Raw genomic sequence first — 24,733 nt, 5'->3', positions numbered from 1 at the left:
GAAAAAAGGCGGGCCAGGTACCCGCCTTTTTAATGATTCTGTGGCACCAGCACCTGTCATTCGGCCGCGTGGCCGGTGATCGGATTGGGTGCTGCGTCGGATTTCATGCGGAAGCCGCGCTCAAGCTGGTCGAAGGGCGCGACCGGATAGTCACCCGAGAAGCAGGCGTCGCAATATTGCGGGCAGGCATTGTTACGGCCCCTGGCCTCGCCCACTGCGCGGTAAAGCCCGTCCAGCGTGACAAAGGCCAGCGAATCAACGCCGATCCATTCGCGCATTTCTTCTTCGGACATCTGTGCGGCCAGCAGCTTGCCCCTGTCGGGCGTATCGACGCCGTAGAAACAGGGCCAGGCAGTCGGCGGAGAGGCAATACGGAAATGCACCTCGGCCGCGCCGGCGTCCAGGATCATGTCCTTGATCTTGCGGCTGGTCGTGCCACGTACCACCGAATCATCGACCAGCACCACGCGCTTGCCCTTGACCAGCGCCCGGTTGACGTTGAGCTTCAGCCGCACGCCCATGTTGCGGATCTGCTCGGTCGGCTCGATGAAGGTCCGGCCCATGTACTGGTTGCGGATGATTCCCATGCCAAAGGGGATGCCGCTTTCATGGGCATAGCCGATGGCTGCGGGGGTGCCGCTGTCGGGAACGGGGCAGACCAGATCAGCCTCGACCGGTGCTTCGCGGGCAAGTTCGACCCCGATCTGACGCCGGGTCTCATAGACCGAGCGACCGCCGATAATCGAATCGGGGCGCGAGAAGTAGACATGTTCAAAGATACAGAACCGGCCGGTCGAGGGGCCAAACGGGCGTGAGCTTTCAATTTCGCCCTTCGAGATGACGACCATCTCGCCCGGTTCGATCTCGCGCAGGAATTCCGCGCCGATGATATCAAGGGCACAGGTTTCCGAGGCCAGTACAAAGCCATCGTCGCCGATCCGGCCAAGCACCAGCGGCCGCACGCCCAGCGGGTCGCGCACACCGATCAGCTTGGTACGGGTCATCGCGATGACCGAGAAGGCACCTTCGACGCGGCGCAGGGCATCTTTCATCCGCTCGGGGATGTTGCGCTGGATCGAGCGTGCCATCAGGTGGATGATGCATTCCGAATCAGAGCTGGACTGAAAGATCGAGCCACGCTCGATCAGTTCGCGGCGCAGCGCCAGTGCGTTGGTGATGTTGCCGTTATGGGCGACCGCACAGCCGCCCATGGCAAATTCGCCAAAGAAGGGCTGCACGTCGCGGATTGCTGTCGCGGCCTTGGTGCCGGCGGTCGAATAACGCACATGGCCGATGGCAAGGGCACCCGGCAGGGTCTCCATCAGGCTTTGCTTGGTAAAGTTGTCGCGGACATAGCCAAAGCGATGCGCGCTGTTAAAGCCCTGTTCGGCATCATGGGCGACAATGCCGCCCGCCTCCTGACCCCGGTGTTGCAGGGCGTGCAGCCCCAGGGCAACGAAATTCGCGGCATCCGCGACTCCGATGACACCGAAGACGCCGCACTCCTCGTGCAGACGATCGGAATCAAAAGGATGGGCAAGGAATGGCTGCATCATCACCGACTCTTGGGGCTATTCCGGGAAGGATTAGGGGACGCTTGACGCCAATCTAGGCTTTCAGACCGCCGAAGTCACGCCCTGCGGTCACAGCAGGGCGCATTTTATGTCACAAAATAGCCATATGAGCCTAGTTTGCCGTGCTGGCCGGAGCCGGAGCGGAGGTATCGACCGGCTGGCCGGTGGCCCCGCAGCTGCGCACCAGCTGTTCATAACGGCTGACGACCCAGCCCGGGGCGTCCTGCGGGATCTGCTGGTCCATCTTGCCGCGCATCCGCTCAAATACCTGCGCCGAGCGCGAGTTGTCCACGATGGCGACAGGCTGGCTGGTCATCACGCGATCATAGACGATGAAGGCGATCGCGACGAGCAGGATGCCCCGTGCCACACCAAAGAGGAAGCCCATCCCCTGATCGACGCCGCCAAGCGCCGAGCGCTGCACGACCGATGAAAATAGCGGCGTGATGATCGAGAACAGCACCAGCGCCAGTGCAAAGACCACCGCGAAACCCGCAATGGTGGCCAGTTCGCAACTGTCGGCCAGGAACTTGTTCAGCCCCGGCACCTGCGCCACCATCGGCCGCACCGTCGGCGCAAAGATAAAGGCCAGCGCCGCCGCGCCGATCCATCCCAGGATCGCCAGCGATTCGCGCACGAAACCCCGCGCGTAGGCCAGGATCGCCGAGAGGATGATCACGGCCGCGACAACGCCGTCGATGATGGTGAATCCGTCCATTTTCACGCCCTTTCGCGGTCTTTCCCGCGTTTGAAGGCCAGATCCGCCGCCTTTAACCGGCGCCGAATGTCTCGCCCACGAAACCTGTCAGATCCGCAATGCGGTCGATCCGCATCCCGGCAACGCCCTCGACCTTGGTGGCCGCGGGCAGGATCGCACGTGAAAAACCAAGTTTCTGTGCCTCTTTCAACCTGTTTTCCGCCTGAGCGACCGGCCGCAGCGCCCCCGAGAGGCTGATTTCACCGAAAAGTACGGCCTCGGCAGGCAGGGCAACATCCTCGCGCGCGCTTAGAAGGGCGGCGGCAATCGCAAGATCGGCGGCGGGCTCGTTCACGCGCATCCCCCCGGCAACATTAAGAAAAACGTCAAGCCCGGCAAAGGGAATGGCGCAACGGGCCTCCAGCACGGCAAGGATGGTCGAGACCCGTCCGCTGTCCAGCCCGACCACCGTTCGGCGGGGACTTGCCAATGTCGAAGGGGCGACAAGAGCCTGAACCTCGGTCAGTACGGGACGCGTGCCTTCGATCCCGGCAAAGACCGCCGAACCGGCACTAGGTTCACCACGTTCCGACAAAAACAGCGCCGAAGGGTTTGCAACCTCGGCCAACCCGCCGCCGGTCATCTCGAAAACGCCGATTTCGTCAGCAGGGCCGAAACGATTCTTGTGGGCGCGCAGGATGCGGAACTGGTGGCCGCGCTCACCCTCGAAATAAAGCACCGTATCGACCATATGCTCGACCACGCGGGGGCCGGCGATCTGGCCCTCTTTGGTGACATGGCCGACAAGGATGACCGAGGTGCCGCGCCGCTTGGCAAATGTCACCAGCTCATGCGCGCTGGCGCGTACCTGCGCGACCGAGCCGGGCGCCGCCTCGATCCGGTCGGACCACAGTGTCTGGATCGAATCGATGATGGCGACATCTGGCCGCTCGGTGTCGAGCGTCGTCAGAATGTCGCGAAGGGCTGTTTCGGCCCCCAGCCGCACCGGCGCATCGCCAAGGCCAAGCCGCTGTGCGCGCAACCGGACCTGAGCACTGGCCTCCTCGCCCGAGATATAGATTGCCTGCTGTCCCGAACGGGCAAAGGCGGCGGCGGCCTGCAAAAGCAGGGTGGATTTGCCGATACCCGGGTCGCCTCCGACCAGCAGGGCCGAACCGGGAACCAGCCCGCCACCCAGCACCCGGTCAAGCTCGGCTATGCCCGAGATGGCGCGCGGGGGCGGGGCCTCTTGCGTCGCGAGGCCCGACAGGGGGATCTGCTTGCCCTTCAGCGTCCCAAGGCCCCGGCCGGGACCCTGCGACAAGGGTGCTTCCTCAATGATAGTGTTCCATGCCCCGCAGGCATCGCAGCGGCCGGCCCATTTGCGATGGCTGGCGCCGCAGGCGGTGCAGGTAAAGGCAGTGATCGGTTTGGCCATGCAGCCTATCTGGCAGATTGTGCGCGGGCGCGCCAGCCGGGCATGTCAGGCGGCGCCCAGCCCGGCGCGCATCAGGATGCGACGTACCGGCGACACGGCATAAAGCCCGCCCAGCGTCGCGGCGCGCAGATCGCGCAATGGCCGGGCTGAGATCATGCTTGCCCGGTTCAGCGCGTCGATGCCGATCAGCCGGGCCATCGCCTCGGGGCGGCGGTGACGCTCATAAGCGGCAAGCGATCTGGCGCTGCCCGGATCATCCGCCGAGAGGTCCAGCAGCGAGGCCAGATCGGCCAGGCTCATGTTCAGCCCCTGCGCACCGATCGGCGGGACGACATGGGCGGCCTCGGCGATCAGGGCGGTGCGTGGGCCGGTGAACCGGTCGGCAATCTGGCTGATGATCGGCCATTCGGTCAGGCGGGTCGCCTGGGTCAGATGGCCCAGTACCCCGGCCGAGCGGCGGTTCAGCTCGGCCTCGAATTCCTCGCGGGGCAGGGCGCGCAGGCGGCCGATCTCGGCGCCGCGCTCAAGCCAGACCACGGCCGAGGATGGCTTGCCCCCGCGGTCGGGCAGCGGGACCAGTGTAAAGGGACCGCCCCAGCGATGGATCTCGGTCGAGACATTCCCATGCGGGCGCTCATGGGTGACCGCAAAGGCCAGCGCCTTTTGCCCATAGCGAAAGGTGCGAACGCCGATGCCAAGCGCCTGCCGCACGGGCGAGTTGCGGCCATCGGCCCCGATCACCAGCCGGGCGCGGATACGGCTGCCATCGGTCAGCGTGACCAGCGCCTCGCTGTCGCGGACGACCAGTCCCGCCGTGCCGGTGCCGGGCAGGAAGCGGAGGTTTTGCAGGCCGGTAAGCCGGGCCGAGATTTCGCGTTTCAATAGCCAGTTGGGCAAGTTCCAGCCAAAGGGCTGGTCCGAGATTTCGGAGGCGTCGAATTCCCGCGTCAGCCGCGCCTGCGACAGTTTTCCGCCGGCGTCGATGATGCGCATGATCTGCAGAGGCGTTGCATGGGGGGCGAGCCGTTCCCACAAGCCAGCCGCCTGCAAAACCGGGATCGAGGGTTGCAGAAAGGCGGTGCTGCGCAGGTCCGACCCCTGCGCACTTTCTTCGGTCACGGGCGGGGCGGGATCGACGCAGATCACGCTGCGCCCCGCGCTGCCAAAAGCGGCTGCGGTGATCAGCCCGGCAATGCCGCCGCCCGAGACGAGGATATCCGTGTCGTCGATTGCCATCTGCACCGCCCTGCGCTGCTAAAAGCCTGCCGCGTAGGCGACAAGCATGCCAAATACCAGGATAGTCGCCGCCAGCGCGATCAGACTCAGCGCGGGCAGCCCCCAGATGACGAGAGCAACGACCGAGAGAACCACCACCAGCAGCGCAAAAACGAAAAGGGCTGCGGCGGTGCGCATATCTGCCTTGGCGTTGGCGGGGTGTACGGATTCGGACATGGCGCGTTCCTTGGCTTGCGGTTTTTCCTGTCGGCGAAGGCTTCAGTTCTGGCCCAAGGCGGCAGTTCCGGCAAGTCCGCGCAGGAAAGCGGTCAGATCCTGCGTATGGTAATGGACGTGCGGGCCATGATCGTGATCCGGGGCCAGAGCATCGGGGCCGTGGCGCCCCTCACCCACAAGAATCGTTGTCATTCCAAGGTGATGTGGCACGGAAAGGTTCCTTGGATCATCCTCGAACATGGCGGCACCGGTGGGGTCGAAGCCCTCGGTGCCCTGAACTGCGGCATAAGCGCGCGGATCGGGCTTAGGGTGAAAGCCCACTTCCTCAACTCCATGGATGGCATCGAAAACTGTCAGGCCGCGCCGTTCCAGTACCCGCAGAGCATAGGTGCTGTCGCCGTTGGTGTGGACGATCTTGCGGCCGGGCAGGGCGGTGATCAGCCCGGCCAGTTCGGGGTCGGGCTGCAGCTCTGAAAAGTCGATGTCATGGACCTCGCGCAGATAAGGCAGCGGGTCGATGCCATGTTCGGCCATCAGCCCGGCCAAAGTGGTGCCGTGTTCGCGCCAGTAATGGGCGCGCAGACGGCTGGCCTCGGCCTCGGTCACGCGCAATTCGCGCATGACATAGGCGGTCATGCGCCGTTCGATCTGATCGAAAAGGCGGATCTCGGGCGCATAAAGCGTGTTGTCGAGATCAAAGATCCAGGTTGTTACATGTCCAAAATTCATATTCCCTGCCTAAACCTGCGGCATGGCGCTTGCAATCGCCGTTCCGAGCGCGGATCGTGCCTGACATGAAAGACGCCTATTCCCTGATCCTCTCTGCCATTGATAATGGCATTTACCGCCCCGGCGACCGCCTGGTCGAATCCGAACTGGCCGAGCGTTTCGGCGTTTCGCGCACCCCGGTCCGCGAGGCGTTGCAGCGGCTTGAGACGCAATCGATGCTCAAACGCGACGGACGCAGCCTGATTGTCGCCACTCTGGACCACAATCAGCTGGCCGAGCTTTATACCGTGCGCGCCGAACTTGAGGCGCTGGCGGCGCGGCTGGCGGCCCGTCACGCCACACCCGAAGAGGTCCGCGTGCTGGCCGGTATGGTCGAAGAGGACCGCGCCATCCTTGGCGACCCGCAGGCTCTGGTGCGGGCGAACCGCCGGTTTCATCATCAGATTCATCTGGCCTCGCATAACCGCTATCTGGTTCAGCAGCTGGGCCTTGTGCATCGCAGCATGGCGCTGATGGCGCGTACGAGCCTTGCCGCGCAGGGGCGCGACGTGGTCACGCTTGATGAGCATCAGGCCATCGTCGATGCCATTGCCGCCCATGACAGCGCCCGCGCCGAAGAGGCGCTGCGCCATCATATCTCGATGGCCTTTGAGACCCGCCTTAAGGAAGAGGCCCGCCACCTTGAGGAAGGCGAGGGCTGATGACCCGCGAGATCCGCGCCTCCGCCGATCTGGAAGAAGGTGCGGCGCATCTGATGCAGGTCTGCCCGGTCTGGAAACGCGAACTGCCGGCGCTGATGCCTCTGCCTTTGCGACGCTGGTCCGAGGGGTTTGCCGCCATTCGTGACGCGGTGGTCGCCCAGCAGATCTCGACCCATGCGGCGAATGCGATTGCCGCGCGCATGACCGAGGCGGGGCTGGCTGATGAGGTTGGGATCGCCGCTGCTGATGAGGACGCTTTGCGCGCCGTCGGCCTGTCCCGTCCCAAGGCCCGCTATCTGCGCGGTATCGTCGCGGCTGGGGTCGATTGGGCTGCGCTGCGCGACCTGCCTGATGATGAGGTGATCGCCCGGCTGACCGCCTTGCCCGGTATCGGGCGCTGGACCGCCGACATCTATCTGAAATTCGCGCTTGGCCGCGCCGATGCCTTTGCTGCGGGCGATCTGGCGCTCGCCGAAGCGGCGCGGCTGCTCTATGCCCAGCCCGAGCGGCCCGGCCCGGCAATACTGACCGAACTGGCCGAGCCGTGGCGGCCCTGGCGTGCGGTTGCGGCCCGGGCGCTGTGGGCCTATTACCGGGTCGCAAAAGGGCGCGAGGGCGTCCGCTGAGGGGGACGAGATGCTGCGCGAGTTGAAATCCGAACGCAAAGGCCCTGCCAAGGCCGATTCAGTGGTGGTGTTCCTGCATGGCTATGGCGCTGATGGTGCCGACCTGCTGGGCCTTGCTGATCCTCTGGCGCCGCATCTGCCGGGTGCGGCATTCTACGCCCCGAACGCGCCCGAGCGTTGTGTCAACAATCCCATGGGCTATCAGTGGTTTCCGATCCCGTGGATGGATGGCTCATCCGAAGAGCAGGCGCGCTCTTCGGCCACGCAATCTTTTAATGACATCAATGCCTTTCTGGACAAAGTTCTGACGGATGAGGGGCTGCCTGCAAGCCGTCTGGCCGTGGTCGGCTTTTCGCAGGGTACGATGATGGCGCTGGCCGTCGCGCCGCAGCGCGAGGAAGAGATTGCCGGCGTTGTCGGCTTTTCTGGCCGTCTGCTTGACCCCGAGAATGTTGCGGCCCGCGTCAGGCCCCCGATTCTGCTTGTCCATGGCGATCAGGACCCGGTGGTTCCGTTCGAAAGCATGAGCGTCGCCGGTGAGGCGCTGCAAAAGGCCGGGTTTACCGTGTATGGCCATGTGATGAAGGGAACCGGGCACGGCATCTCGCCCGATGGGCTGTCGGTGGCGCTGGCCTTCCTGAAAGAGCGGTTTGCCGCCACGGAATAGCATCTGGTGCGATTCTGCTCTTGCGTAACCCTCTTCCTTCCCTACGTTGATATGAGAGAGACGAGGAGAAGCCACATGACCCTGATCTGGATGACCGCTATCGCCATGGTTTCGGCTGGCATGGTTGCCCTGCGTCTCCGGGCGCCGCAGCCGCAGGCTGTCGCGGCACGCGCCAGACGCCGCTAAGTCAGGGCTGGGCGTCAGAGTTCCAGATCGCCGGGTCGGCTATCTCGATCGAATTGCCGGCAGGATCTCGGAAATACAGCGACCTGCCGCCCTGAGGCCAGATAAAATCTGCCTCAACCTCGACACCGCTTGCCTCCAGATGCGTGCGCCAGGTGTCCAGAGTCTCTGGCGCGGCCCCTATGCAGAAATGGCCCGGCCCTTCGCTGCCATGCGGCGGAACGGGCAGGCGGGCATCGGCTTTGGGCGGGACGCGCGTGGCGCTGGCGCGAAAAACCAATAGCACCTGAGTGCCGCAGCGAAAGAACACATGGCGACCGGGAACGCGGGCTATTTCGGGCAAGCCAATGATCCCGGTCCAGAAGCGGGCGGCCTCGTCCAGGTCCTCGGCATAAAGGGCCGATTCCAGCGTGCCGATCAGTTTGGGCGGTATAGACATGGGCCCATCCTGCCAGCAATCCGACCCTGGGGCCAGCCCAGCTTGACCTTGGCCCGTTGCTGCCGCAGCCTGCGCGCCTGAACAGGAGACAGCGATGGCATGGATCTATCTTGGCGTGGCCGGGCTTTTAGAGATCGTCTGGGCGCTTGCCATGAAACAGTCCGAGGGCTTTACCCGGCTTTGGCCCACGGCAATCACGCTTGTAGCCATGGTCGCGAGCGTCTGGTTCCTGTCGCTGTCGATGAAGGTGCTGCCGCTTGGCACCGCTTATGTCATCTGGACCGGAATCGGCGCGGTGGGGACCTTTGTGCTGGGGGTTCTTGTCCTTGGCGAGCCGGCCGATGCGCTGCGTCTTGTCGCGGCAGTCTTGATCCTTGCGGGGCTGGTGTTGATGAAGATCGCATCGCCGCACTGATGATTGTCATGCCCCTGTCACGCCGCGCGGCTATTTGATGCAGGGCATATATTCAGGGACTTGTCAGCCCGGAGCCGCGATATATAGTCGGAGCCATGTTCTGACCCGTCCTGGGCAAGGCGAAGCGAGGGCCGATGCTGGACGATAACAGCGACTTTCGAACCCAATTCGTGCGCGAGCCATCCAGTTTGCGCCACCATCCCGCACTTGTGCTTAACGCGGACTTCAGGCCACTCAGCTACTACCCGCTGTCCCTGTGGCCCTGGCAGGAGGCGATCAAGGCGGTGTTTCTAGACCGGGTCCAGATAATCGCCGAATATGACGAGGTGGTGCGAAGCCAACGCTATAGCATACGCATTCCCTCGGTTGTGGTACTGAAAGATTACATCAAACCCCAAAAGCGCGTGGCCTTCACGCGCTTTAATCTTTTCTTAAGGGACGAGTTCTGCTGCCAGTACTGCGGTGCGCGGGGCGAGCTGACCTTTGACCATGTGGTGCCGCGTTCGCGCGGGGGAATCACCAGCTGGGAAAATGTCGTCGCTGCCTGTTCGCCCTGTAATCTGAAAAAGGCGAATAAATCGCTGAAAAACTCGGGCATGCGTCTGCGTCGCCCGCCGTGTCGGCCCACGCCGGAAGAGATGCACGCTATCGGCCGACGCTTCCCGCCGAACCATCTGCACGAAAGCTGGATGGATTTTCTTTACTGGGATACCGAGCTGCTCTCGGAATAGGGCGGGGCGGTGCAACGCCCTGTCTTTACGCGGATTTCATCTGCACATCTGTCGCGGTCACACGGGCCGGATGCCCTATTTACCCGGCATTTTAGCGGTCTGGAGATTGCAGTTCCGGGCTACGCCGGTTAAAACGACCCGTCAGGTTTGCGTGATGACATCCAGACCTGTCTTGCGCCGCTCGCTAATGCGCGGCGCAGCGACTGTCGTCCGCGCGCATGGATCTTCCGCTTTTTGCGGCCATGCAGGGCGATCAACCAAAGACAAGAGAGGGATCTCGCATGTGGACACGTATTCAAACCGTGGTTGACGGAAAGCCCGTTTCTGGTGACTGGACGATCTGCCGCAATGATGTGCCCGTGGGACGTATCAGCCACAATCCGCAAGAGCCCGGCGTTGCTGCCTGGGTCTGGACGATGCTGGATGATCCGGCTGCAGGTGGACGTGCCTGGACCGAAGAAGCGGCCCTTGCCTCGGTCAAGGACTGCGCCGAAAAGCAGGGCTGCGCCGCTGCATGACGTGAGATCGGGGCAGCGGCATCCGCTGCCTCCTCCCTCCGATCCGCTGCAAGGGCGGGGGAGATGCGCCGGACTGAAATACCCGGTGCCGATCAGCTGCGGTGATCGTGCGTTGAAAGATGGGCGATGGCCGCCGCCAGCAAAACCAGCAGACCCAGTGCAAATAGCGGAACACCCGCTGCGCTTGCCGCCCAGATCGTCAGCCCTCCGGTCAGGATGACTGCAAGGATCATGATCAGGAAATGCGGCAAGGGCATGATATCCTCCATTCCCTTCAATATGGGCCGCGCGGTAGCCGGCGAAAAGCCCCAGTTCATGCATTGCTGGCTTTCTTGCCGGTAAAGCCTAGGCAATTGCACAAATTTTGATCTCTGACGGCTTCGTTCTGGAAAATGTTCTCTAAATGTTCCATTCTTGGAGCATGAGTCTGCCACCCCGGAACCCTGACGAGATTCTGCGCGCCCGCGGCGCTGACTCGCGCCCTGCTGCGCGGTTCGAGCCCTATCAGCGTGTGCGCGAGCATGACGGCTGGGATATCGGCGAAGAGCAGGGCCTTTTGCGCACCGAGATTGAGCATGAACGGGCACGCTCGATCCTCAATCGCAACAACTCGCCCGATATTCCCTTTGATCGCTCGGTTAACCCATACCGCGGTTGCGAACATGGCTGCATCTATTGCTTTGCCCGCCCGAGCCACGCCTATCTTGGCCTGTCTCCGGGGTTGGATTTTGAAACAAAGATCGTCGCCAAGCCCAATGCGCCCGAACTTCTGCAAGCCGAGATCGGGCGGCGGGGCTACGCTGTCGCACCCATCGGTTTTGGCACCAATACCGACCCTTATCAGCCGATCGAGGCACGGCTTGGCATCATGCGCGGCTGCCTGCAGGTTCTGCATGACTGGAACCATCCGTTCAGCCTTGTGACCCGCGGGGCCACGGTTCTGCGTGATCTGGACCTGCTTTCAGGGATGGCGGCCAGAAAGCAGGTTATGGTCGGGGTATCCCTGACAACGCTTGACCCTGACCTGGCCCGACAGATGGAGCCGCGCGCACCCACGCCCCAGACCCGTTTGCGCATGATCCGAGAGCTTGCTCAGGCGGGGGTGCCGGTGCGGGTCATGGTCGCCCCGGTAATCCCTGTGCTGACTGAACATGAGCTTGAACATATCATGCAGGCTGCCCTTGATGCCGGGGCGACCGCTGCCAGCATGATCCCCTTGCGTCTGCCGCTTGAGGTGGCACCGCTTTTTAGGGACTGGCTTCAGCGCCACCATCCCGGCAAGGTTGCGCATGTCATGTCGCGGGTGCAGGCGATGCGGGGCGGGCGCGACAATGATCCGCGCTTTGGCAGCCGTATGCGCGGCGAGGGGCATGAGGCCGATCTGCTGCACCAACGCTTTCGCCTGGCGCGCAAACGGCTGGGCCTGCAGCGTGAGGCAGAGGTGCTGGATTGCAGCCGGTTCGGGCCTCCGCCGCGGGCGGGGGACCAGCTTTCGTTGTTTTGATTACTCGCCCGGCCCCATGACTTCGGCGATGCGGGCCGATATCCGTTCTGGGGTGGGGCGCGGGCCGCGCGGCGCGCTGACCAGCGCATCGCGCATCGCCTTCAGGTGGCCGGGCGTGGTGCCACAGCAGCCGCCGATGATGCGCACGCCCAGATCGCGTGCCAGAATGGCGAATTCGGCCATCACCTCAGGCGTCGCATCATAGATCAGCCCGCCATCCTGATAGCGCGGCACACCGGCGTTAGGCTTGGCGATCAGCGGCCGTTCATTGCCCGAGGCGGCAAAGCCTGCCACGGCCAGCAAAAGCTCGGCCGGGCCGGTGCCGCAATTGGCACCATAGGCCAGAGGTGGATGAGGCAGCCGGTCGATCAGCGAGGCAAGCTGTGGAGGCGTCACCCCCATCATGCTGCGTCCGCCGGGCTCAAAGCTCATCATCCCGCACCAGGGCATGCTGACGGTCTGCGCGGCCCTTGCTGCGGCGCGCATTTCCTCGGCGGCGCTAACGGTTTCGATCCACAGCACATCGGCGCCGCCCTCTTTCAGCGCCTGCGCCTGTTCGGTGAACATCGTCGTCGCCTCTGCTTCGGTCAGCCGGCCCATGGGGGTCATGATCTCACCAATCGGGCCGATCGAGCCGGCGACGATCACGGCGCGACCGACCTCGGCTGCTGCTTCGCGGGCAAGGCGGGCGGCGGCGCGGTTCAGTTCGGTGACCCGCGACTCGGCACGGGCCAGCCACAGGCGGCTGGCATTGGCGCCGAAGCTGTTTGTCAGGATGATATCCGCACCCGAGGCGATCATCTGGCGGTGCAGTTCACGCACCTTGTCGGGATGGGTTTCGCACCAGAGATCGGGCGCCTGTCCCGGTGCCAACCCCATATTATAGAGATTGGTGCCGGTCGCCCCGTCGGCCAGTAGCCAGGAGCGTTCACCAAGCATCCGCGACAGCTGGTCAGGCATGGTCTTTCCCATTCTGCGGCAGGTTGGGGAAGCATAGCCCATCCTGCCGGGAAGTCATTGGTCCATTCGTCGAGCGTCGGGACCCGCTCAGCGTGAGCGGATCATACCCATGATTTCTTTGGTACGCTCAATGATCGGTGCGGAGATTGCGGCAGCCTTTTCCGAGCCGCGGCCAAGGATGCGGTCGATCTCGGCCGGGTCGGCCATGAACTCGGTCATCCGCCTGGTGATAGGCGCGAGAGCGGTCACCGCCACGTCGGCGAGCGCCGGTTTGAACGCACCAAAGCCCTGACCCTCGAACCGTGCCAGCACCTGATCGCCGGTTTCACCAGTCAGCGCGGCATAGATATTGACGAGGTTGCGGGCCTCGGGCCGGTCCTTGAGCCCTTCCATCGAGCCGGGCAGGGGGTCGGCATCGGTCCGCGCCTTGCGGATCTTTTGCGCGATGGCGTCGGCATCGTCTGTCAGGTTGATGCGGCTTGCGTCCGAAGGATCGGATTTCGACATTTTCCTGCTGCCGTCACGCAGGCTCATCACCCGGGTCGCGGTTCCTTCGATAAGCGGTTCGGTGATCGGGAAAAAGTTCACGCCATAGTCATGGTTGAACTTGGCGGCGATATCGCGGGTCAGCTCAAGATGCTGCTTCTGATCCTCGCCCACCGGGACGGCGGTCGCGTGATAGGCCAGAATGTCGGCGGCCATCAACGAAGGATAGGCAAGCAACCCAAGGCTGGAGTTTTCGCTGTTCTTGCCGGCTTTGTCCTTGAACTGCGTCATCCGGTACATCCAGCCGATGCGCGCGACGCAGTTGAAAAGCCAGGCAAGCTCGGCATGCTGGCTGACCTGGCTCTGGTTGAACAGGACCGACACCGAAGGATCGACACCCGCAGCCATAAAGGCCGCCGCTACCTCGCGGGTGTTGTGGCGCAGCTTTTCGGGGTCTTGCCAGACGGTGATCGCATGCAGGTCGACGACGCAATAGATCGTCTCGGCCCCTTGGCCCTGATAATCGGCAAAGCGTTTCAGCGCGCCAAGGTAATTGCCCAGCGTCAATCCGCCCGAGGGCTGGATGCCGGAAAAGATGCGCGGAGCGAAGCTCGTGGTCATGGCACTACCTGCTTGGAAATTCCCGGTCGCTGGCTTACCCCTTGACCAGTCCGGGCGCAACCGCCCACCACAGAGGAACCACGATGCGCCCCGGTTACGATGAATCGCCCCTGAATCCCGTGCCCGCCGTGGTCTGGGTACTTGCCCTGCCGATGATCGCCTGCGAGGCTGTGTTCGGTCTGGCAAAGCTTGGCTTTGTCGGAGGGGGCGCGCAAGGCATGGGATTGGCCATGCGCCAGCTGGCAGTCGAACGCGTTGCCTTTATTCCCGACCTGCTGGTGCGCCAGTGGCAGCTGCGGACCTTTTTCCTTGATGAAAGCTGGCGCATCGTCACTTATCCCTTTGTGCATCTGTCACTGACGCATGCGCTGTTTGTGATCGTCTTTACACTCGCGCTGGGGAACCTGATCGCGCATCAGTTCCGCGCATGGGCGGTTCTGGCGCTGTTCTTTGGCTCGGCGATTGGTGGAGCACTGGTCTATACGCTGGCGGATGCGCTTTTGCCGCAGTTCCGCTTTCAGGCGCTGATCGGGGGCTATCCGGCGGTCTATGGCTTTGTCGGTGCATTCACCTTTCTGCTTTGGACCCGGCTTGGGCAAGAGAACGCGAACCGGTTGCGTGCCTTTACGCTGATCGGGATGCTGCTGGCCTTTCAACTGGTCTTTGCCATCCTGTTTCAGGACGGCAGCATGACCTGGATCGCCGAGATCGCGGGCTTTGGCTGCGGGTTCCTGCTGTCCTTTGTGCTGATCCCGGGCGGGATCGGGCGCGTGATGCGCCAGATCCGTCAACGCTGAGGCCGGAAGCCTGCGCGCAGGTCCGAGGGACGGAAAGCCCCAAGGGCCATCGCCGCAGCGCCATAGGTTGCTATTCCGCCAAAGACCAGCGCGGCCAGCGCCAGATAGCGCGTGCCGGGGGTATGCAACGCCTCTTCGAACACCAGCATCAGCCCCCAGATCACCGCGCCCATCACCACAGAGGCGGCGCAGATGCGGGGCAGGCGATGGCGAAAGCGCGCGTCAAGCTGGGTCGCCTCGCCAAAGGCTCTGGTCCCGCGCCAAAGCTGTGCGGCCATGGTCCAGCCAGCGATAGTCGTGCCAAGCGCGGCTGCAGAAAAGCCGATAAAAGGGGCAAGCCCCAGCGCTGCCACCGCATTGACGATCATCGACCAGATGGCAAAGCGAAAGGGCGTGCGCGTATCCTCTCGCGCGAAATACAGCGGCTGCAGCACTTTTTGCAGGACAAACGCAGGCAGACCCAGCCCATAGATTGCCAGCGCCAGCGCTGTCGGCCCGACATCAGCGGCAAGAAAGGCGCCGCGCTGGAACAGGACCGAGATCAGCGGCTCGGCCGCGACCACCAGCGCCACGGCGGCGGGCACGGTCAGAAACAGCGCGAATTCGGCGGCGCGGTTATAGGCATGACGGCCACCATCCGTGTCCCCGGCCTTTAGCCGTCGCGAGATATCGGGCAGCAGCACGATCCCGATAGCGATACCGACCACCCCCAGCGGCAGTTGATACAGCCGGTCGGCATTGGTCAGCCAGGCAATCGCCCCGTCAAAGAATGAACCCACCTGCCGCCCGACAAGCAGGTTGACCTGCACCACCCCCCCCGCAAGGACGGCGGGTGCGGCGATAGCCAGCAGGCGGCGCATATCGGGCGAAAGCCTTGGCCTGCGCAGGCGCAGCGGAAAGCCCATGCGCCTGGCCGCCCACCAGACGGTGAAAAGCTGCGCCAGCCCCGAGACCGGCGTTGACCATGCCATCGCCAGCCCCATATCCCAGCCGCGCCAGTCGGCCAGAAGCATCGCCGCAATCAGGATCAGGTTCATCAGCACCGGCGCGGCGGCGGCGGCCATGAAGCGCCCTCCCGCATTCAGCAACCCCGACAGCAGCGCCGTCAGCGAGATAAACAGAATATAGGGAAAGCAGATGCGGCCATAGATTACCGCAAGTTCGAACCGCTCGTCCCCCTGAAAGCCCGCTGCCTGCATAAGCACAAGCCACGGCATCACCAGATGCGCGATCAGCGACACCGCCAGCACGACTGTAAAGAGCCCCGAGAACGCCTCTTCGGCAAAGCCGCGCGGGTTGTCGTTGCTTTCCAGCCGCTTGGCGAACATCGGCACGAAAGCGGTGTTAAATGCGCCTTCGGCGAAAAAGCGGCGGAACATGTTGGGCAGGGTGAAGGCGACGATATAGGCCTGCGCTATAGGGCCGGTGCCCAGATAGGCGGCGATCATCACATCGCGGACAAAGCCGACGATGCGGCTTGCCAGCGTCCACGCGCCGACCGAGAGAAAGCCGCGAATAAGTCTGATCGGTTGCATCCCTTGTCCCTTAGAACGTCCGGCCCAGGGGGCGCTCGGCCCGTTCGGCGCGCTCGGCCCCGTCCTTGATCGCCTGACGCAGCTTTTTCTCCAGCGCCTCGCGGCGGTTCTGCTGATGCAGTTTCAGTCCGAACATGTCCTTGACATAGAAGGTGTCCACCACCTGCGCCCCAAAGGTCGCGATAACCGCGCTGGCGATCTGGATGTGATTGTCGGCCAGCGTCCGGGTCAGGTCGTATAGCAGGCCGGGACGGTCGCGGGTATCGACCTCGATCACCGTATAGACGTCCGATGCCTCGTTGTCGAAGGTGATATGGGTCGGGAAGCGAAATGCGGATTCGCGCTTTTTCGGCTTGTCGCGGCCGGCCAGCGCCTCACGCGCGACGATCTCGCCCTTCAGCGTGCGCTGGATCATGGCGCGCAGGCGGGGCAGGCGGTCGGACGCATAGGGATGGCCGTCCGCGTCCTGCAGCCAGAACACCGCCGTCGCAAAACCGTCCTTGGTGGTATAGGTGCGCGCGTCGACAATATTCGCGCCAACCAGCGCCAGAGCCCCGGCCATACGCGAAAAGATCCCCGGATGGTCGGCCAGCACAAATGCGGCCCGGGTTGCGTCGCGGTCGGTGTCGGGATGCAGGTCGGTGCGGATCTCGTCGTCGCCCAGATCCTTGAGCATCTCGGCAAAGACGTAATGCGTATCGGTCGGCAGCCCGGGCCAGTAGTTGTCGTAATGGCGGGCCAGCTCTGCCTTGATCTCTTTCGGCTCCCACCCCTTGGCGGCCAGCAGATGGCGCAGCGAGCGTTTGGCCTCGCCGATGCGCTTGTCGCGGTTCAGCTCTTCGAGGCCGTTTTCCAGCCCGCGTTCGGTTTCCTGATGCAGCTTGCGCAGCAGCATCGCTTTCCAGTTATTCCAGGTGCCGGGGCCGACGCCGCGGATATCGCAAACCGTCAGCACCAGCAGCATATCCAGCCGCTTGGTGGTCTTGACCGCCTTGGCAAAGTCCCGCAGCGTACGCGGATCGGCAATGTCGCGTTTCTGCGCCACATCCGACATCAGCAAGTGGTTGCGGATCAGCCATTCGATGGTTTCGATCTCATCCGCAGGCAGGCCGAAACGGGTGCAGACACGCCGGGCAAGGCGTGCGCCAAGGATCGAGTGATCCTCGGTCCGGCCCTTGCCGATGTCATGCAACAGCACCGCCAGATAGATTACCCGCCGGTTCACCTTGCCCTTCATGATCTTGCTGACCACGGGCAGGTCCTCGGCATCATCGCCGCGCTCGATGGCGGCAAGGGCGGCAACGCATTGGATCAGGTGCTCGTCCACCGTGTAATGGTGATAGACGTTGAACTGCATCATCGCCACCACCGGAGCGAACTCGGGGATAAAGGCGGCCAGTACGCCCAGTTCATTCATCCGCCTGAGCGAGCGTTCGGGGTTGCCATGTTTCAGCAAGAGATCAAGAAAGATGCGCACCGCCTCGGGGTCCGAACGCATACTGTCGTCGATACGGTCCAGATTGGCGGTCACGGCGCGCATGGCGTCGGGGTGGATCAGGATGCCGGTTCTTAGCGCCTCTTCAAACAGCCGCAGAATATTCAGCGGATCGGACAGGAACTGCTTTTCATCGGCATAGGTCAGCCGGCCGCGATCAACGCGAAAGCCCGTGCGGACACGGCGCCGACGCTGAAACAGCATGTTCATGATCGGCGCTTTGTAGAGGTGGCGTGCCTCCAGCGCGACGAGGAACACCCGTGTCAGCTCACCCACCCTGGTCGCGTGCAGGAAATAGTCCTGCATAAAGATCTCGACCGCGCGGCGCCCGCCGAGGTCGCGATAGCCCATGCGCCTGGCAACCTCGACCTGCATGTCAAAGGTCAGCTGATCCTGAGGACGCCCGGCGATCAGATGCAGATGGCAGCGCACGGCCCAAAGGAAATCCTCGGCCTGCCAGAAGGTCAGATGCTCTTCACGGGTGAAAAAGCCCAGATCGACCAGTTCGACCGCACGGTCGACCCGGTGGATGTATTTGGCGATCCAGTACAGGGTCTGCAGGTCGCGCAGGCCGCCTTTGCCTTCTTTGACGTTCGGCTCAAGCACGTAGCGCTGGCCACCCTGACGGCGGTGGCGTTCGGCTCGCTCGGCCAGCTTGGCCTCGATGAACTGAGGGACGGTCTTGTCGAAAAGCTCGGACCACAGCCGGTCGCGCAGGGTCTCGGCGGCGGGGGCGTGACCGCAGATCAGCCGGTGTTCCAGCAGGCTGGTGCGGATGGTGATGTCGCCTGCACCCAACCGCAGGCAATCGTCGATTGACCGCGTGGACTGGCCGATTTTCAGCTTCAGATCCCACAGCATGTACAGCATCGATTCAACGACGCTTTCCGCCCAGCCGCTGACTTTCCACGGGGTCAGAAACAGCAGATCGACATCGGATTGCGGGGCCATTTCGGCGCGACCGTAACCGCCGATGGCAAGGATTGCCAACCGCTCGGCATCGGTGGGGTTCTGCGAAGGGTGCAGGATGGTGGTGGCGACGTGATGGATCGCCGTGACCGTGGCGTCGGTCAGGCTGGCGATGGCGCGCACGGTTTCCCGTGCGGCACGCGGGTGGGACATAAAGCCTGTGGCGATATCGGCCAGAGCCGCAGCGCGGGCCTCGGCCAGAATGGCAACTGTACGTGCCCTGATCTCGCGCGGTTCCGAGAGGTGCTGCAGCGCCCCGGCCAGCGTGGGCAGAAAGACCTCGGGCGCAAACAGTGAATGCGCCCCGGGCAGAGCCGGGGCGCTTTGCGGCAAATTCTCGCTATCCTTGGCGTTCAAGATCAGAACCCGAAGCCGCCAAAGCTGCGCGGAGCGGGATCCAGCACGACGACCTGCCCGCCGCGGACGGTGGCGACTGCCAATGCACGCTCGTTGGTGCCATCGCGCCGCAGGCGGAATGCGCCCGAAACCCCGGCAAAACCTGCGTTTTGCGTCAGGCCCGAGGTGGTCAGCGCATTGCGCTTGCCTGCCCGTACCAGCGCGGCGATGGCCGAAACGCCGTCATAGGCCAGCGAGCCCAGCTCATGCGGGGTTTCACCATAGGCGGCACGGTAACGCTGGTCGAACTGCGCCTTCATCGTCGTATCGGGGATGGCGAACCAGCCGCCCTGCACGCCGCGCAGCTGCAGCCGGGCCGAAGGCTGATCCCAGCGCGTCAGCCCCATCATCTGCACGCTGGCCGAGGTCACGCCGGCATCGGCAAGCTTATCGGTCAGATAGGGCAGGACTGCGCCCTGGTTTGCGGTCAGAAAGACCGCATCGACATTGCCCGACAGCGCCGCCTGGGCCACGTTCGGCACGATGCCGTCAATACCCTGCTTTGACAGCGGGTGGACGGCGGTTCCGACCAGCGTCGCGCGGTTTCGTTGGATCGCGCGCTCGATGGCGCGGGCGCCGACCTGACCAGCGGCGTCATCCTCGGCCACCATCAGGATGCGGCGCTTGCCATTGCGAACGCCGTATTTGACCAAGCGGTCGGCGACGTTGTCGAAGGTATTGCCCAGCACAAAGACGTTGCCGCCGGCAATGTCGGTGTTGTTGGAAAAAGACAGCACGTTGATGCCCTGTGGAGCCATGGCATTGCCAACCGCATTGGCGCTGTCGGCGAACAACGGGCCAAGGATGATCTTGGCCCCTTCGGCCACGGCCTTATTGGCTTGTGCAACTGCGGTTCCGGGTTCGGATCCTGCATTATAGATGCGCAGGTCGATGGTGGCCCCGCGCGCATCGGCCGCAGCCATTTTCGCCGAATTCGTCAGCGAGCGGGCAAGCCAGTCCAGATCTGCGCTGCCCGTACCGCCGGGCACCAGCAGCGCAACCGGGACGGGTTGCGACGGATCAATGGCTTGTCCGGTCTGAGGGCCCGAGGCCCCCATCTCGACCGGTTCGCAAGCGGCTAGGACCAGGGCGGAAAGGACGGCTCCGATGCGCACGAGCGGACGGCGCAGGCCGAAGGCGCCGCGGATCGTTTTCAGGACGGTCATGGCGTGATTCCCTGTTGGATCGAGGCTGGGGGTTTGCTGCGGGCAGGTTATTGCCATATTCCGGGCATGGCAACTTGCCCCGGCAATGAGAAAGGAAGCGGCGATGGAATACAGCGCCAATGCAGCAGGAACGGGCGCGAGGTCGCTGTCCCTGACCGTCTCGTCGGCAAGCCCCGGGCCCGGGCTTTATCTTGTCGCCACCCCCATCGGGGCGGCGCGGGACATCACGCTAAGGGCGCTCGATGTGCTGAATGCGGCAGATGTTCTTGCCGCAGAAGATACGCGTAACCTACGACATTTGCTGGATATTCACGGCATTCCTTTGCGCGGGCGCCGGCTTGTCGCCTATCACGATCACAACGCTGATCGTCAGCGCCCAGCTATTCTTGCCGCCTTGGGAGAGGGAAAGTCGGTCGCCTATGCCTCGGATGCGGGCACGCCGCTGGTGGCTGATCCCGGCTACCGCCTTGCGCGGGATGCCGCCGATGCGGGCTTTGTGGTCCGCGCGCTGCCCGGACCTTCGGCCGCGCTCGCGGCGCTTTCGGTGTCGGGGCTGCCAAGCGACAGGTTTCTCTTTGTCGGGTTCCCTCCGGCGGCGGCAGGAGCGCGGCGCAAATGGATCGAAAGCTGGCAAGGGGTCGATGCCACCGTGATCGTCTTTGAAAGCCCCAGACGCGTTAAGCAATTGTTGGAAAACTTGTGCGAGAGTGAGGCGAATCGTCCTACGGTGATTTGCAGAGAGCTGACAAAGAAGTTCGAAGAGGTGATGCACGGCACTGCGGCGGAACTGCTTGCGCGAATCCCTGATGAGGGGCTGCGCGGTGAGGTCGTCGTGCTGTTCGGGCGGCCAGAGCCGGTCGCAGCTGATGAACCGAGCCTGCGTTCCGCCTTGGGTGCTCTTCTGGATAAACTGCCAGTCAAGCAGGCCGCTGCAGAGGTGGCAACCCGATTTGGTCTGCCCCGGCGCGAGGTTTATGCGCTGGCCGTGGAAATGAGAAAGGAAGGCGAAAGTGGGAATGAGGAAGAAGGTTAAAACGGAGGCCCCCGCGGTGATGAGCTGGAATGCCCATCGCGGTGCTGTTTCCTGCTCCGCTGGCCGGCTTGCAGAAGAGGCGGTGGCTCGGGAATACTCTCAGAGCGGCTATCAGGTCATGTCTGAACGCTGGCGCGGGCGTAGCGGCGAAATCGACCTGATCCTGAGCAAGGGTGACGAATACATCTTTGTCGAGGTCAAGAAGTCGCGCAGCCATGATTGGGCGGCGCTCAGGCTTGGTGCCAGACAGATCGCGCGCATCTGTAATGCTGCGCTGGAATATTGCGGCCGCCTTCCTGCCGGGCTGTTGACCGCCATGAGGTTTGATGCCGCGCTTGTCGATCAGTTCGGGCGTGTCGAGATAATCGAGAACGCCTTTGGTGCCAACTGATCTGCATTGACTTGCAAAGCTCTGCTTTGCGCGCGACAACCCTGCACGTAACAGGCGGGAGTTGATAAGATGAGTCTCTATGTGGCTCTGCAGATGGACCCGATCGAGGATGTCTCGATTAATGGCGACAGCACCTTCCGGCTCGGGCTTGAAGCTGAAGTCCGTGGTCACCGGTTGTTTCAATATACCGCTGATCGGCTGAGCTATAGCGAAGGCCGGATCATGGCCCGCGGCCGTCACATCACGCTGCGGCGTGAGCTAGGGAACCATGTTACTTTCGGCGACTGGGTCGATGTCGATCTAGCGGAATTCGATGTGGTCTGGCTGCGTCAGGACCCGCCTTTCGATATGGGTTATATCACCACAACCCATCTTCTCGAACGTGTGCATCCAGATACCTATGTAGTCAACGATCCGTTCTGGGTACGCAACTGCCCTGAAAAGCTGCTCGTTCTTGATTTCCCTGACCTGACACCCCCCACTCTAATTACCCGCGATCTTGAGCAGATCCGCGCCTTCCGCGAGCGGCATGGGGATTTCATCCTGAAGCCACTCTATGGCAACGGCGGGGTCGGCATCTTTCATATGCGCCCGGATGACCCGAACCTTTCTTCTCTGGTCGAGACCTTCCTTGCCAACAGCCGCGAGCCGATCATTGCGCAGAAATATCTGCCCGCCGTGGTCAAGGGGGACAAGCGTATCATTCTAGTCGACGGAGAGCCGGTCGGAGCCATCAATCGCGTTCCGGCAGCGGGTGAGGCGCGGTCAAACATGCATGTGGGCGGTCGTCCTGAAAAGATCGGACTAACGGAACGTGAGCATGAAATTTGTACCCGGATTGGTCGGGTTCTGCGCGAGAAGGGACTGATTTTCACTGGCATCGACGTTATTGACGGCTGGCTGACCGAAATCAACGTGACCTCTCCTACCGGCATTCAAGAGCTGGAGCGCTTTGATGGGATCAATGCGGCAGCGTTGATTTGGGAAGCCATCGAGCGGAGATTGGGTGAGAAAGGGCCAGAGTGACTGCGGGCTGTTTGCGTCCCGTCGGCATTTTTAAGATATGCGGACGCGAGAAGTTCTGCTGATCCAGCATTAGCGTTTCAGGTTCACTCTGCATGAGGGATGAGCTTGAAACGTAACATGATGTCCCATGAGCACCTTGAACCTGCCCCGGTTCTGTTCCGGTGAGGTGCTCATGTTAAGCGGCCCTCTGCTCGCAGGCCGCGGGTGATTTCCAGCCGAGGGCTGAGTGTTTGCGCCGCGGGTTGTAGAAGCCATTGATGTATCCGAAGAGGGCGATTTCGACGTCGCGCCGGGTGCGCCTCCAGACCAATTCTGCCTTCAGGGACTTGAAGAAGCTCTCGACGGCCGGGTTATCATAACAGTTGCCCTTGTCACTCATTGATACCTTGACCCGTTTTTGCGCAAAAGTTTCTGGTAGTCATGGGCGCAGTATTGCGCGCCGCGATCCGTGTGGCGAATACATCCCGGTGGCGGGCGGCGTAGGGTACCCTCCCGATCAGGCCTGCTTCAAACCGCCAATGCCCGAAGCGGTGGCGGGGTAGCTGAGGCGGAAAAGCACCTGGAAAATGCAGGGGACCTGTTCAGGTTAATCAAACCACCTCTCCCCTTACTTCTTGTTTTCTGCAAAAACAGCGCCGGCTTTTAATCTGCGCGGCCGAAAGGCAGGCGATATGAAAGCGCTTCGGCCAAATGCGGTTGGCGGATTTCAGCAGATTGATCCAGATCGGCAATGGTCCGGGCACTGCGCAGGATGCGGTGATAGCCGCGCGGAGTGAGGCCCAGCCGGTTGGCTGCAAGGGTCAGTAAGGACTGGCAATCCTTGTCCAGCGGCGCGATTTCTTCTAGCAGGCGACCTGATGCGTCTGCGTTCACCCGCGCTTTGGGATGGCCAGCAAAGCGTTTGGTCTGCATGGCTCGCGCGGCGGTGACCCGTTCCGCCACTGTGGCAGAGCTCTCGCCTGTTGCCGGCAGGGACAGGTCCTCGATCGAGACCTGAGGCATTTCGATGCGCAGATCGAAACGATCCATCATCGGGCCCGAGACCCGCCCCATGTAATCTGCTCCGCAGCGTGGCGCCTTTGAACAAGCCCGAGCGGCATCGGCAATGTCTCCGCAGCGGCAGGGATTCGCCGCGGCAACCAAAAGAAAACGCGCCGGGTAGCGGATATGGGCGTTGGCACGAGAGACATGGATCTCTCCGGTTTCGAGTGGTTCGCGCAGGGCGTCGATGACCCGGCGTTCAAACTCGGGCAGTTCGTCGAGAAACAGCACGCCATTATGCGCAAGGCTGACCTGCCCGGGCCGGGCATTGCGTCCGCCACCGACCATCGCCGCCATAGAGGCGGTGTGATGTGGCTGACAGAAGGGCGCAGCACGTGAGATTTTACCGTCTGACAATAAGCCGGCCACTGATTGGATGACCGAGGTTTCCAGTGCCTCTTGCGGTGTCAGGGGCGGCAGGATGCTGGGTAACCGGGTGGCGAGCATGGATTTGCTGGCCCCGGGCGGTCCCACCATTAACAGATGATGACGCCCGGCAGCAGCGATTTCCAGGGCGCGTCGCGCACGCTCCTGTCCTTTGACCTCGGCCAGGTCAAGGTCATGAACGGTTTCGGCAAGCGTCCCTGCGGCGGTGCGGCCAAGTGGGGCACGGTCGCTTAGATGATCGACCGCCTCACGCAAGTTGCGCGGGGCAAAGACAGGTACAGCATCGACCCAGGCAGCTTCGGCGCCGCAAGGGTGGGGGACGAGCAAGGCGCGGTTGTCCTCGGCCGCTGCTACGGCGGCGGGCAGGGCGCCCGCGATGGGCGCAAGGCGGCCGTCCAGCGCGAGCTCGCCAAGGGTGACGACGCGCTCTAACGCGTCGGCGGGCACGATCTCCAGCGCCGCCAGCACGGCAAGAGCGATGGGCAGGTCAAAATGCGAACCCTCTTTCGGCAGGTCGGCGGGTGAGAGGTTCACTGTCACCCGACGCGAGGGCATGGCGATTGATAGCGCGCCAAAGGCGGCCTTGACCCGCTCGCGGGCCTCGCTGACTGATTTGTCGGGCAGGCCGACGATGCCGAAGCCCGGAAGTCCGGGCGAGACCGAGCATTGCACCTCGACCAGCCGTGCCTCGATCCCGTCGAAGGCAACGGTATATGCAATCGCCGCCATCAGCGCCCCCAGCGTCACATCCGGGAC

General features: G+C 63.0%; 25 protein-coding genes and 1 pseudogene. 11 read left to right on the top strand and 15 right to left on the bottom strand.

The genetic code is table 11. The annotated features are described in order from the left end of the window. Positions 1–56 precede the first annotated feature (56 nt). From purF to M511_RS11345, 6 genes are all read right to left on the bottom strand, one after another. Positions 57–1,553 carry an amidophosphoribosyltransferase gene (gene purF / locus M511_RS11370; RefSeq protein WP_138918315.1) on the bottom strand — a complete coding sequence of 499 codons (1,497 nt, stop codon included), beginning with the start codon at positions 1,551–1,553 and terminating at the stop codon, positions 57–59. Positions 1,554–1,686: 133 nt separating this feature from the next. Beyond that, positions 1,687–2,292, bottom strand: coding sequence for a CvpA family protein (locus M511_RS11365; RefSeq protein ID WP_010395254.1), 606 nt, complete (start codon positions 2,290–2,292; stop codon positions 1,687–1,689). Positions 2,293–2,344: 52 nt separating this feature from the next. After that, entirely contained in the window at positions 2,345–3,709 is a 1,365-nt protein-coding gene (radA, locus tag M511_RS11360) for a DNA repair protein RadA (protein WP_085502241.1), read from the bottom strand. 45 nt (positions 3,710–3,754) lie between these two features. Beyond that, entirely contained in the window at positions 3,755–4,945 is a 1,191-nt protein-coding gene (locus M511_RS11355; RefSeq protein WP_085502240.1) for a UbiH/UbiF family hydroxylase, read from the bottom strand. 18 nt (positions 4,946–4,963) lie between these two features. Continuing rightward, positions 4,964–5,161, bottom strand: a complete 198-nt coding sequence (locus tag M511_RS11350) for a hypothetical protein (protein ID WP_010395247.1) — start codon at positions 5,159–5,161, stop codon at positions 4,964–4,966. A 42-nt stretch (positions 5,162–5,203) separates the two neighbouring features. Beyond that, positions 5,204–5,890 carry a pyrimidine 5'-nucleotidase gene (locus tag M511_RS11345; protein WP_010395245.1) on the bottom strand — a complete coding sequence of 229 codons (687 nt, stop codon included), beginning with the start codon at positions 5,888–5,890 and terminating at the stop codon, positions 5,204–5,206. A gap of 65 nt (positions 5,891–5,955) precedes the next feature. On the opposite strand from M511_RS11345, the gene M511_RS11340 reads away from it, so the two are divergent. The 3 genes from M511_RS11340 to M511_RS11330 are packed head-to-tail and all read left to right on the top strand — an operon-like array spanning position 5,956 to position 7,884. Further along, a complete protein-coding gene (locus M511_RS11340; RefSeq protein WP_010395242.1) occupies positions 5,956–6,591 on the top strand; it encodes a GntR family transcriptional regulator in 636 nt (211 codons plus the stop codon). Continuing rightward, positions 6,591–7,217, top strand: a complete 627-nt coding sequence (locus M511_RS11335) for a DNA-3-methyladenine glycosylase family protein (protein ID WP_085502239.1) — start codon at positions 6,591–6,593, stop codon at positions 7,215–7,217. The genes M511_RS11340 and M511_RS11335 overlap by 1 nt, the downstream gene beginning before the upstream one ends. A gap of 10 nt (positions 7,218–7,227) precedes the next feature. Then, positions 7,228–7,884 carry an alpha/beta hydrolase gene (locus tag M511_RS11330; RefSeq protein ID WP_010395238.1) on the top strand — a complete coding sequence of 219 codons (657 nt, stop codon included), beginning with the start codon at positions 7,228–7,230 and terminating at the stop codon, positions 7,882–7,884. A gap of 187 nt (positions 7,885–8,071) precedes the next feature. Here the strand turns inward: M511_RS11330 and M511_RS11325 are convergent, their stop codons facing one another. Then, the gene (locus M511_RS11325; RefSeq protein ID WP_010395231.1) at positions 8,072–8,506 is read right to left on the bottom strand and encodes a VOC family protein; all 435 of its coding nucleotides are present in this window, start codon (positions 8,504–8,506) and stop codon (positions 8,072–8,074) included. Positions 8,507–8,600: 94 nt separating this feature from the next. Here M511_RS11325 and M511_RS11320 point away from each other — a divergent pair, with 94 nt between their 5' ends. The 3 genes from M511_RS11320 (at position 8,601) to M511_RS11310 (ending at position 10,170) form a co-directional block, all read left to right on the top strand. Continuing rightward, positions 8,601–8,921, top strand: a complete 321-nt coding sequence (locus tag M511_RS11320; RefSeq protein WP_085502238.1) for a DMT family transporter — start codon at positions 8,601–8,603, stop codon at positions 8,919–8,921. Between the two features lie 134 nt (positions 8,922–9,055). After that, positions 9,056–9,652 carry an HNH endonuclease gene (locus M511_RS11315; RefSeq protein WP_010395226.1) on the top strand — a complete coding sequence of 199 codons (597 nt, stop codon included), beginning with the start codon at positions 9,056–9,058 and terminating at the stop codon, positions 9,650–9,652. 281 nt (positions 9,653–9,933) lie between these two features. Continuing rightward, entirely contained in the window at positions 9,934–10,170 is a 237-nt protein-coding gene (locus tag M511_RS11310) for a hypothetical protein (RefSeq protein WP_010395224.1), read from the top strand. A gap of 92 nt (positions 10,171–10,262) precedes the next feature. On the opposite strand, the gene M511_RS11305 is transcribed toward M511_RS11310, so the two are convergent. Continuing rightward, complete coding sequence (locus tag M511_RS11305) at positions 10,263–10,427, bottom strand: hypothetical protein (RefSeq protein WP_192826986.1); 165 nt, start codon at positions 10,425–10,427, stop codon at positions 10,263–10,265. A gap of 164 nt (positions 10,428–10,591) precedes the next feature. Here M511_RS11305 and M511_RS11300 point away from each other — a divergent pair, with 164 nt between their 5' ends. Next, positions 10,592–11,674: a PA0069 family radical SAM protein gene (locus M511_RS11300; protein WP_085502236.1), complete on the top strand. Its 1,083-nt coding sequence runs from the start codon at positions 10,592–10,594 to the stop codon at positions 11,672–11,674. On the opposite strand, the gene bmt is transcribed toward M511_RS11300, so the two are convergent. Together bmt and trpS are read right to left on the bottom strand one after the other, a co-directional pair. Then, the gene (bmt, locus tag M511_RS11295; RefSeq protein WP_085502262.1) at positions 11,675–12,634 is read right to left on the bottom strand and encodes a betaine--homocysteine S-methyltransferase; all 960 of its coding nucleotides are present in this window, start codon (positions 12,632–12,634) and stop codon (positions 11,675–11,677) included. It abuts the gene before it with no gap. Positions 12,635–12,721: 87 nt separating this feature from the next. Beyond that, positions 12,722–13,741: a tryptophan--tRNA ligase gene (gene trpS, locus M511_RS11290; protein WP_010395218.1), complete on the bottom strand. Its 1,020-nt coding sequence runs from the start codon at positions 13,739–13,741 to the stop codon at positions 12,722–12,724. Between the two features lie 83 nt (positions 13,742–13,824). Here trpS and M511_RS11285 point away from each other — a divergent pair, with 83 nt between their 5' ends. Continuing rightward, the gene (locus M511_RS11285; protein WP_010395214.1) at positions 13,825–14,538 is read left to right on the top strand and encodes a rhomboid family intramembrane serine protease; all 714 of its coding nucleotides are present in this window, start codon (positions 13,825–13,827) and stop codon (positions 14,536–14,538) included. On the opposite strand, the gene murJ is transcribed toward M511_RS11285, so the two are convergent. The 3 genes from murJ to M511_RS11270 form a co-directional block, all read right to left on the bottom strand. Next, entirely contained in the window at positions 14,529–16,073 is a 1,545-nt protein-coding gene (gene murJ, locus M511_RS11280; protein WP_085502235.1) for a murein biosynthesis integral membrane protein MurJ, read from the bottom strand. The genes M511_RS11285 and murJ overlap by 10 nt on opposite strands. 10 nt (positions 16,074–16,083) lie before the next feature. Beyond that, positions 16,084–18,831 carry a [protein-PII] uridylyltransferase gene (locus tag M511_RS11275; protein ID WP_406611653.1) on the bottom strand — a complete coding sequence of 916 codons (2,748 nt, stop codon included), beginning with the start codon at positions 18,829–18,831 and terminating at the stop codon, positions 16,084–16,086. A gap of 65 nt (positions 18,832–18,896) precedes the next feature. Next, on the bottom strand, positions 18,897–20,099 hold the full coding sequence (locus M511_RS11270; RefSeq protein WP_010395207.1) for a penicillin-binding protein activator: 1,203 nt from the start codon (positions 20,097–20,099) through the stop codon (positions 18,897–18,899). A gap of 103 nt (positions 20,100–20,202) precedes the next feature. Between M511_RS11270 and rsmI the strand changes: the two genes are divergently transcribed. From rsmI to gshB, 3 genes are all read left to right on the top strand, one after another. After that, a complete protein-coding gene (gene rsmI, locus M511_RS11265) occupies positions 20,203–21,132 on the top strand; it encodes a 16S rRNA (cytidine(1402)-2'-O)-methyltransferase (protein ID WP_010395205.1) in 930 nt (309 codons plus the stop codon). Positions 21,133–21,151: 19 nt separating this feature from the next. Further along, positions 21,152–21,523 (top strand): YraN family protein, encoded by a 372-nt coding sequence (locus tag M511_RS11260; RefSeq protein ID WP_176224544.1) that lies wholly within the window; start codon positions 21,152–21,154, stop codon positions 21,521–21,523. 69 nt (positions 21,524–21,592) lie between these two features. After that, positions 21,593–22,549, top strand: a complete 957-nt coding sequence (gshB, locus tag M511_RS11255) for a glutathione synthase (protein WP_085502232.1) — start codon at positions 21,593–21,595, stop codon at positions 22,547–22,549. 175 nt (positions 22,550–22,724) lie between these two features. Here gshB and M511_RS11250 read toward each other — a convergent pair. Then, positions 22,725–23,029: pseudogene (locus M511_RS11250) on the bottom strand (integrase core domain-containing protein); the annotation flags it as partial. A 162-nt stretch (positions 23,030–23,191) separates the two neighbouring features. Next, a complete protein-coding gene (locus M511_RS11245) occupies positions 23,192–24,706 on the bottom strand; it encodes a YifB family Mg chelatase-like AAA ATPase (RefSeq protein WP_085502261.1) in 1,515 nt (504 codons plus the stop codon). Between the last annotated feature and the right edge of the window lie 27 nt (positions 24,707–24,733).

The sequence above is a fragment of the Paracoccus sp. J56 genome, assembly GCF_019633685.1.
GTDB classification, from domain to species: domain Bacteria; phylum Pseudomonadota; class Alphaproteobacteria; order Rhodobacterales; family Rhodobacteraceae; genus Paracoccus; species Paracoccus kondratievae.
Note: the sequence above shows the minus strand (reverse complement) of the source record. Positions and strands in the feature narration are given on the sequence as shown.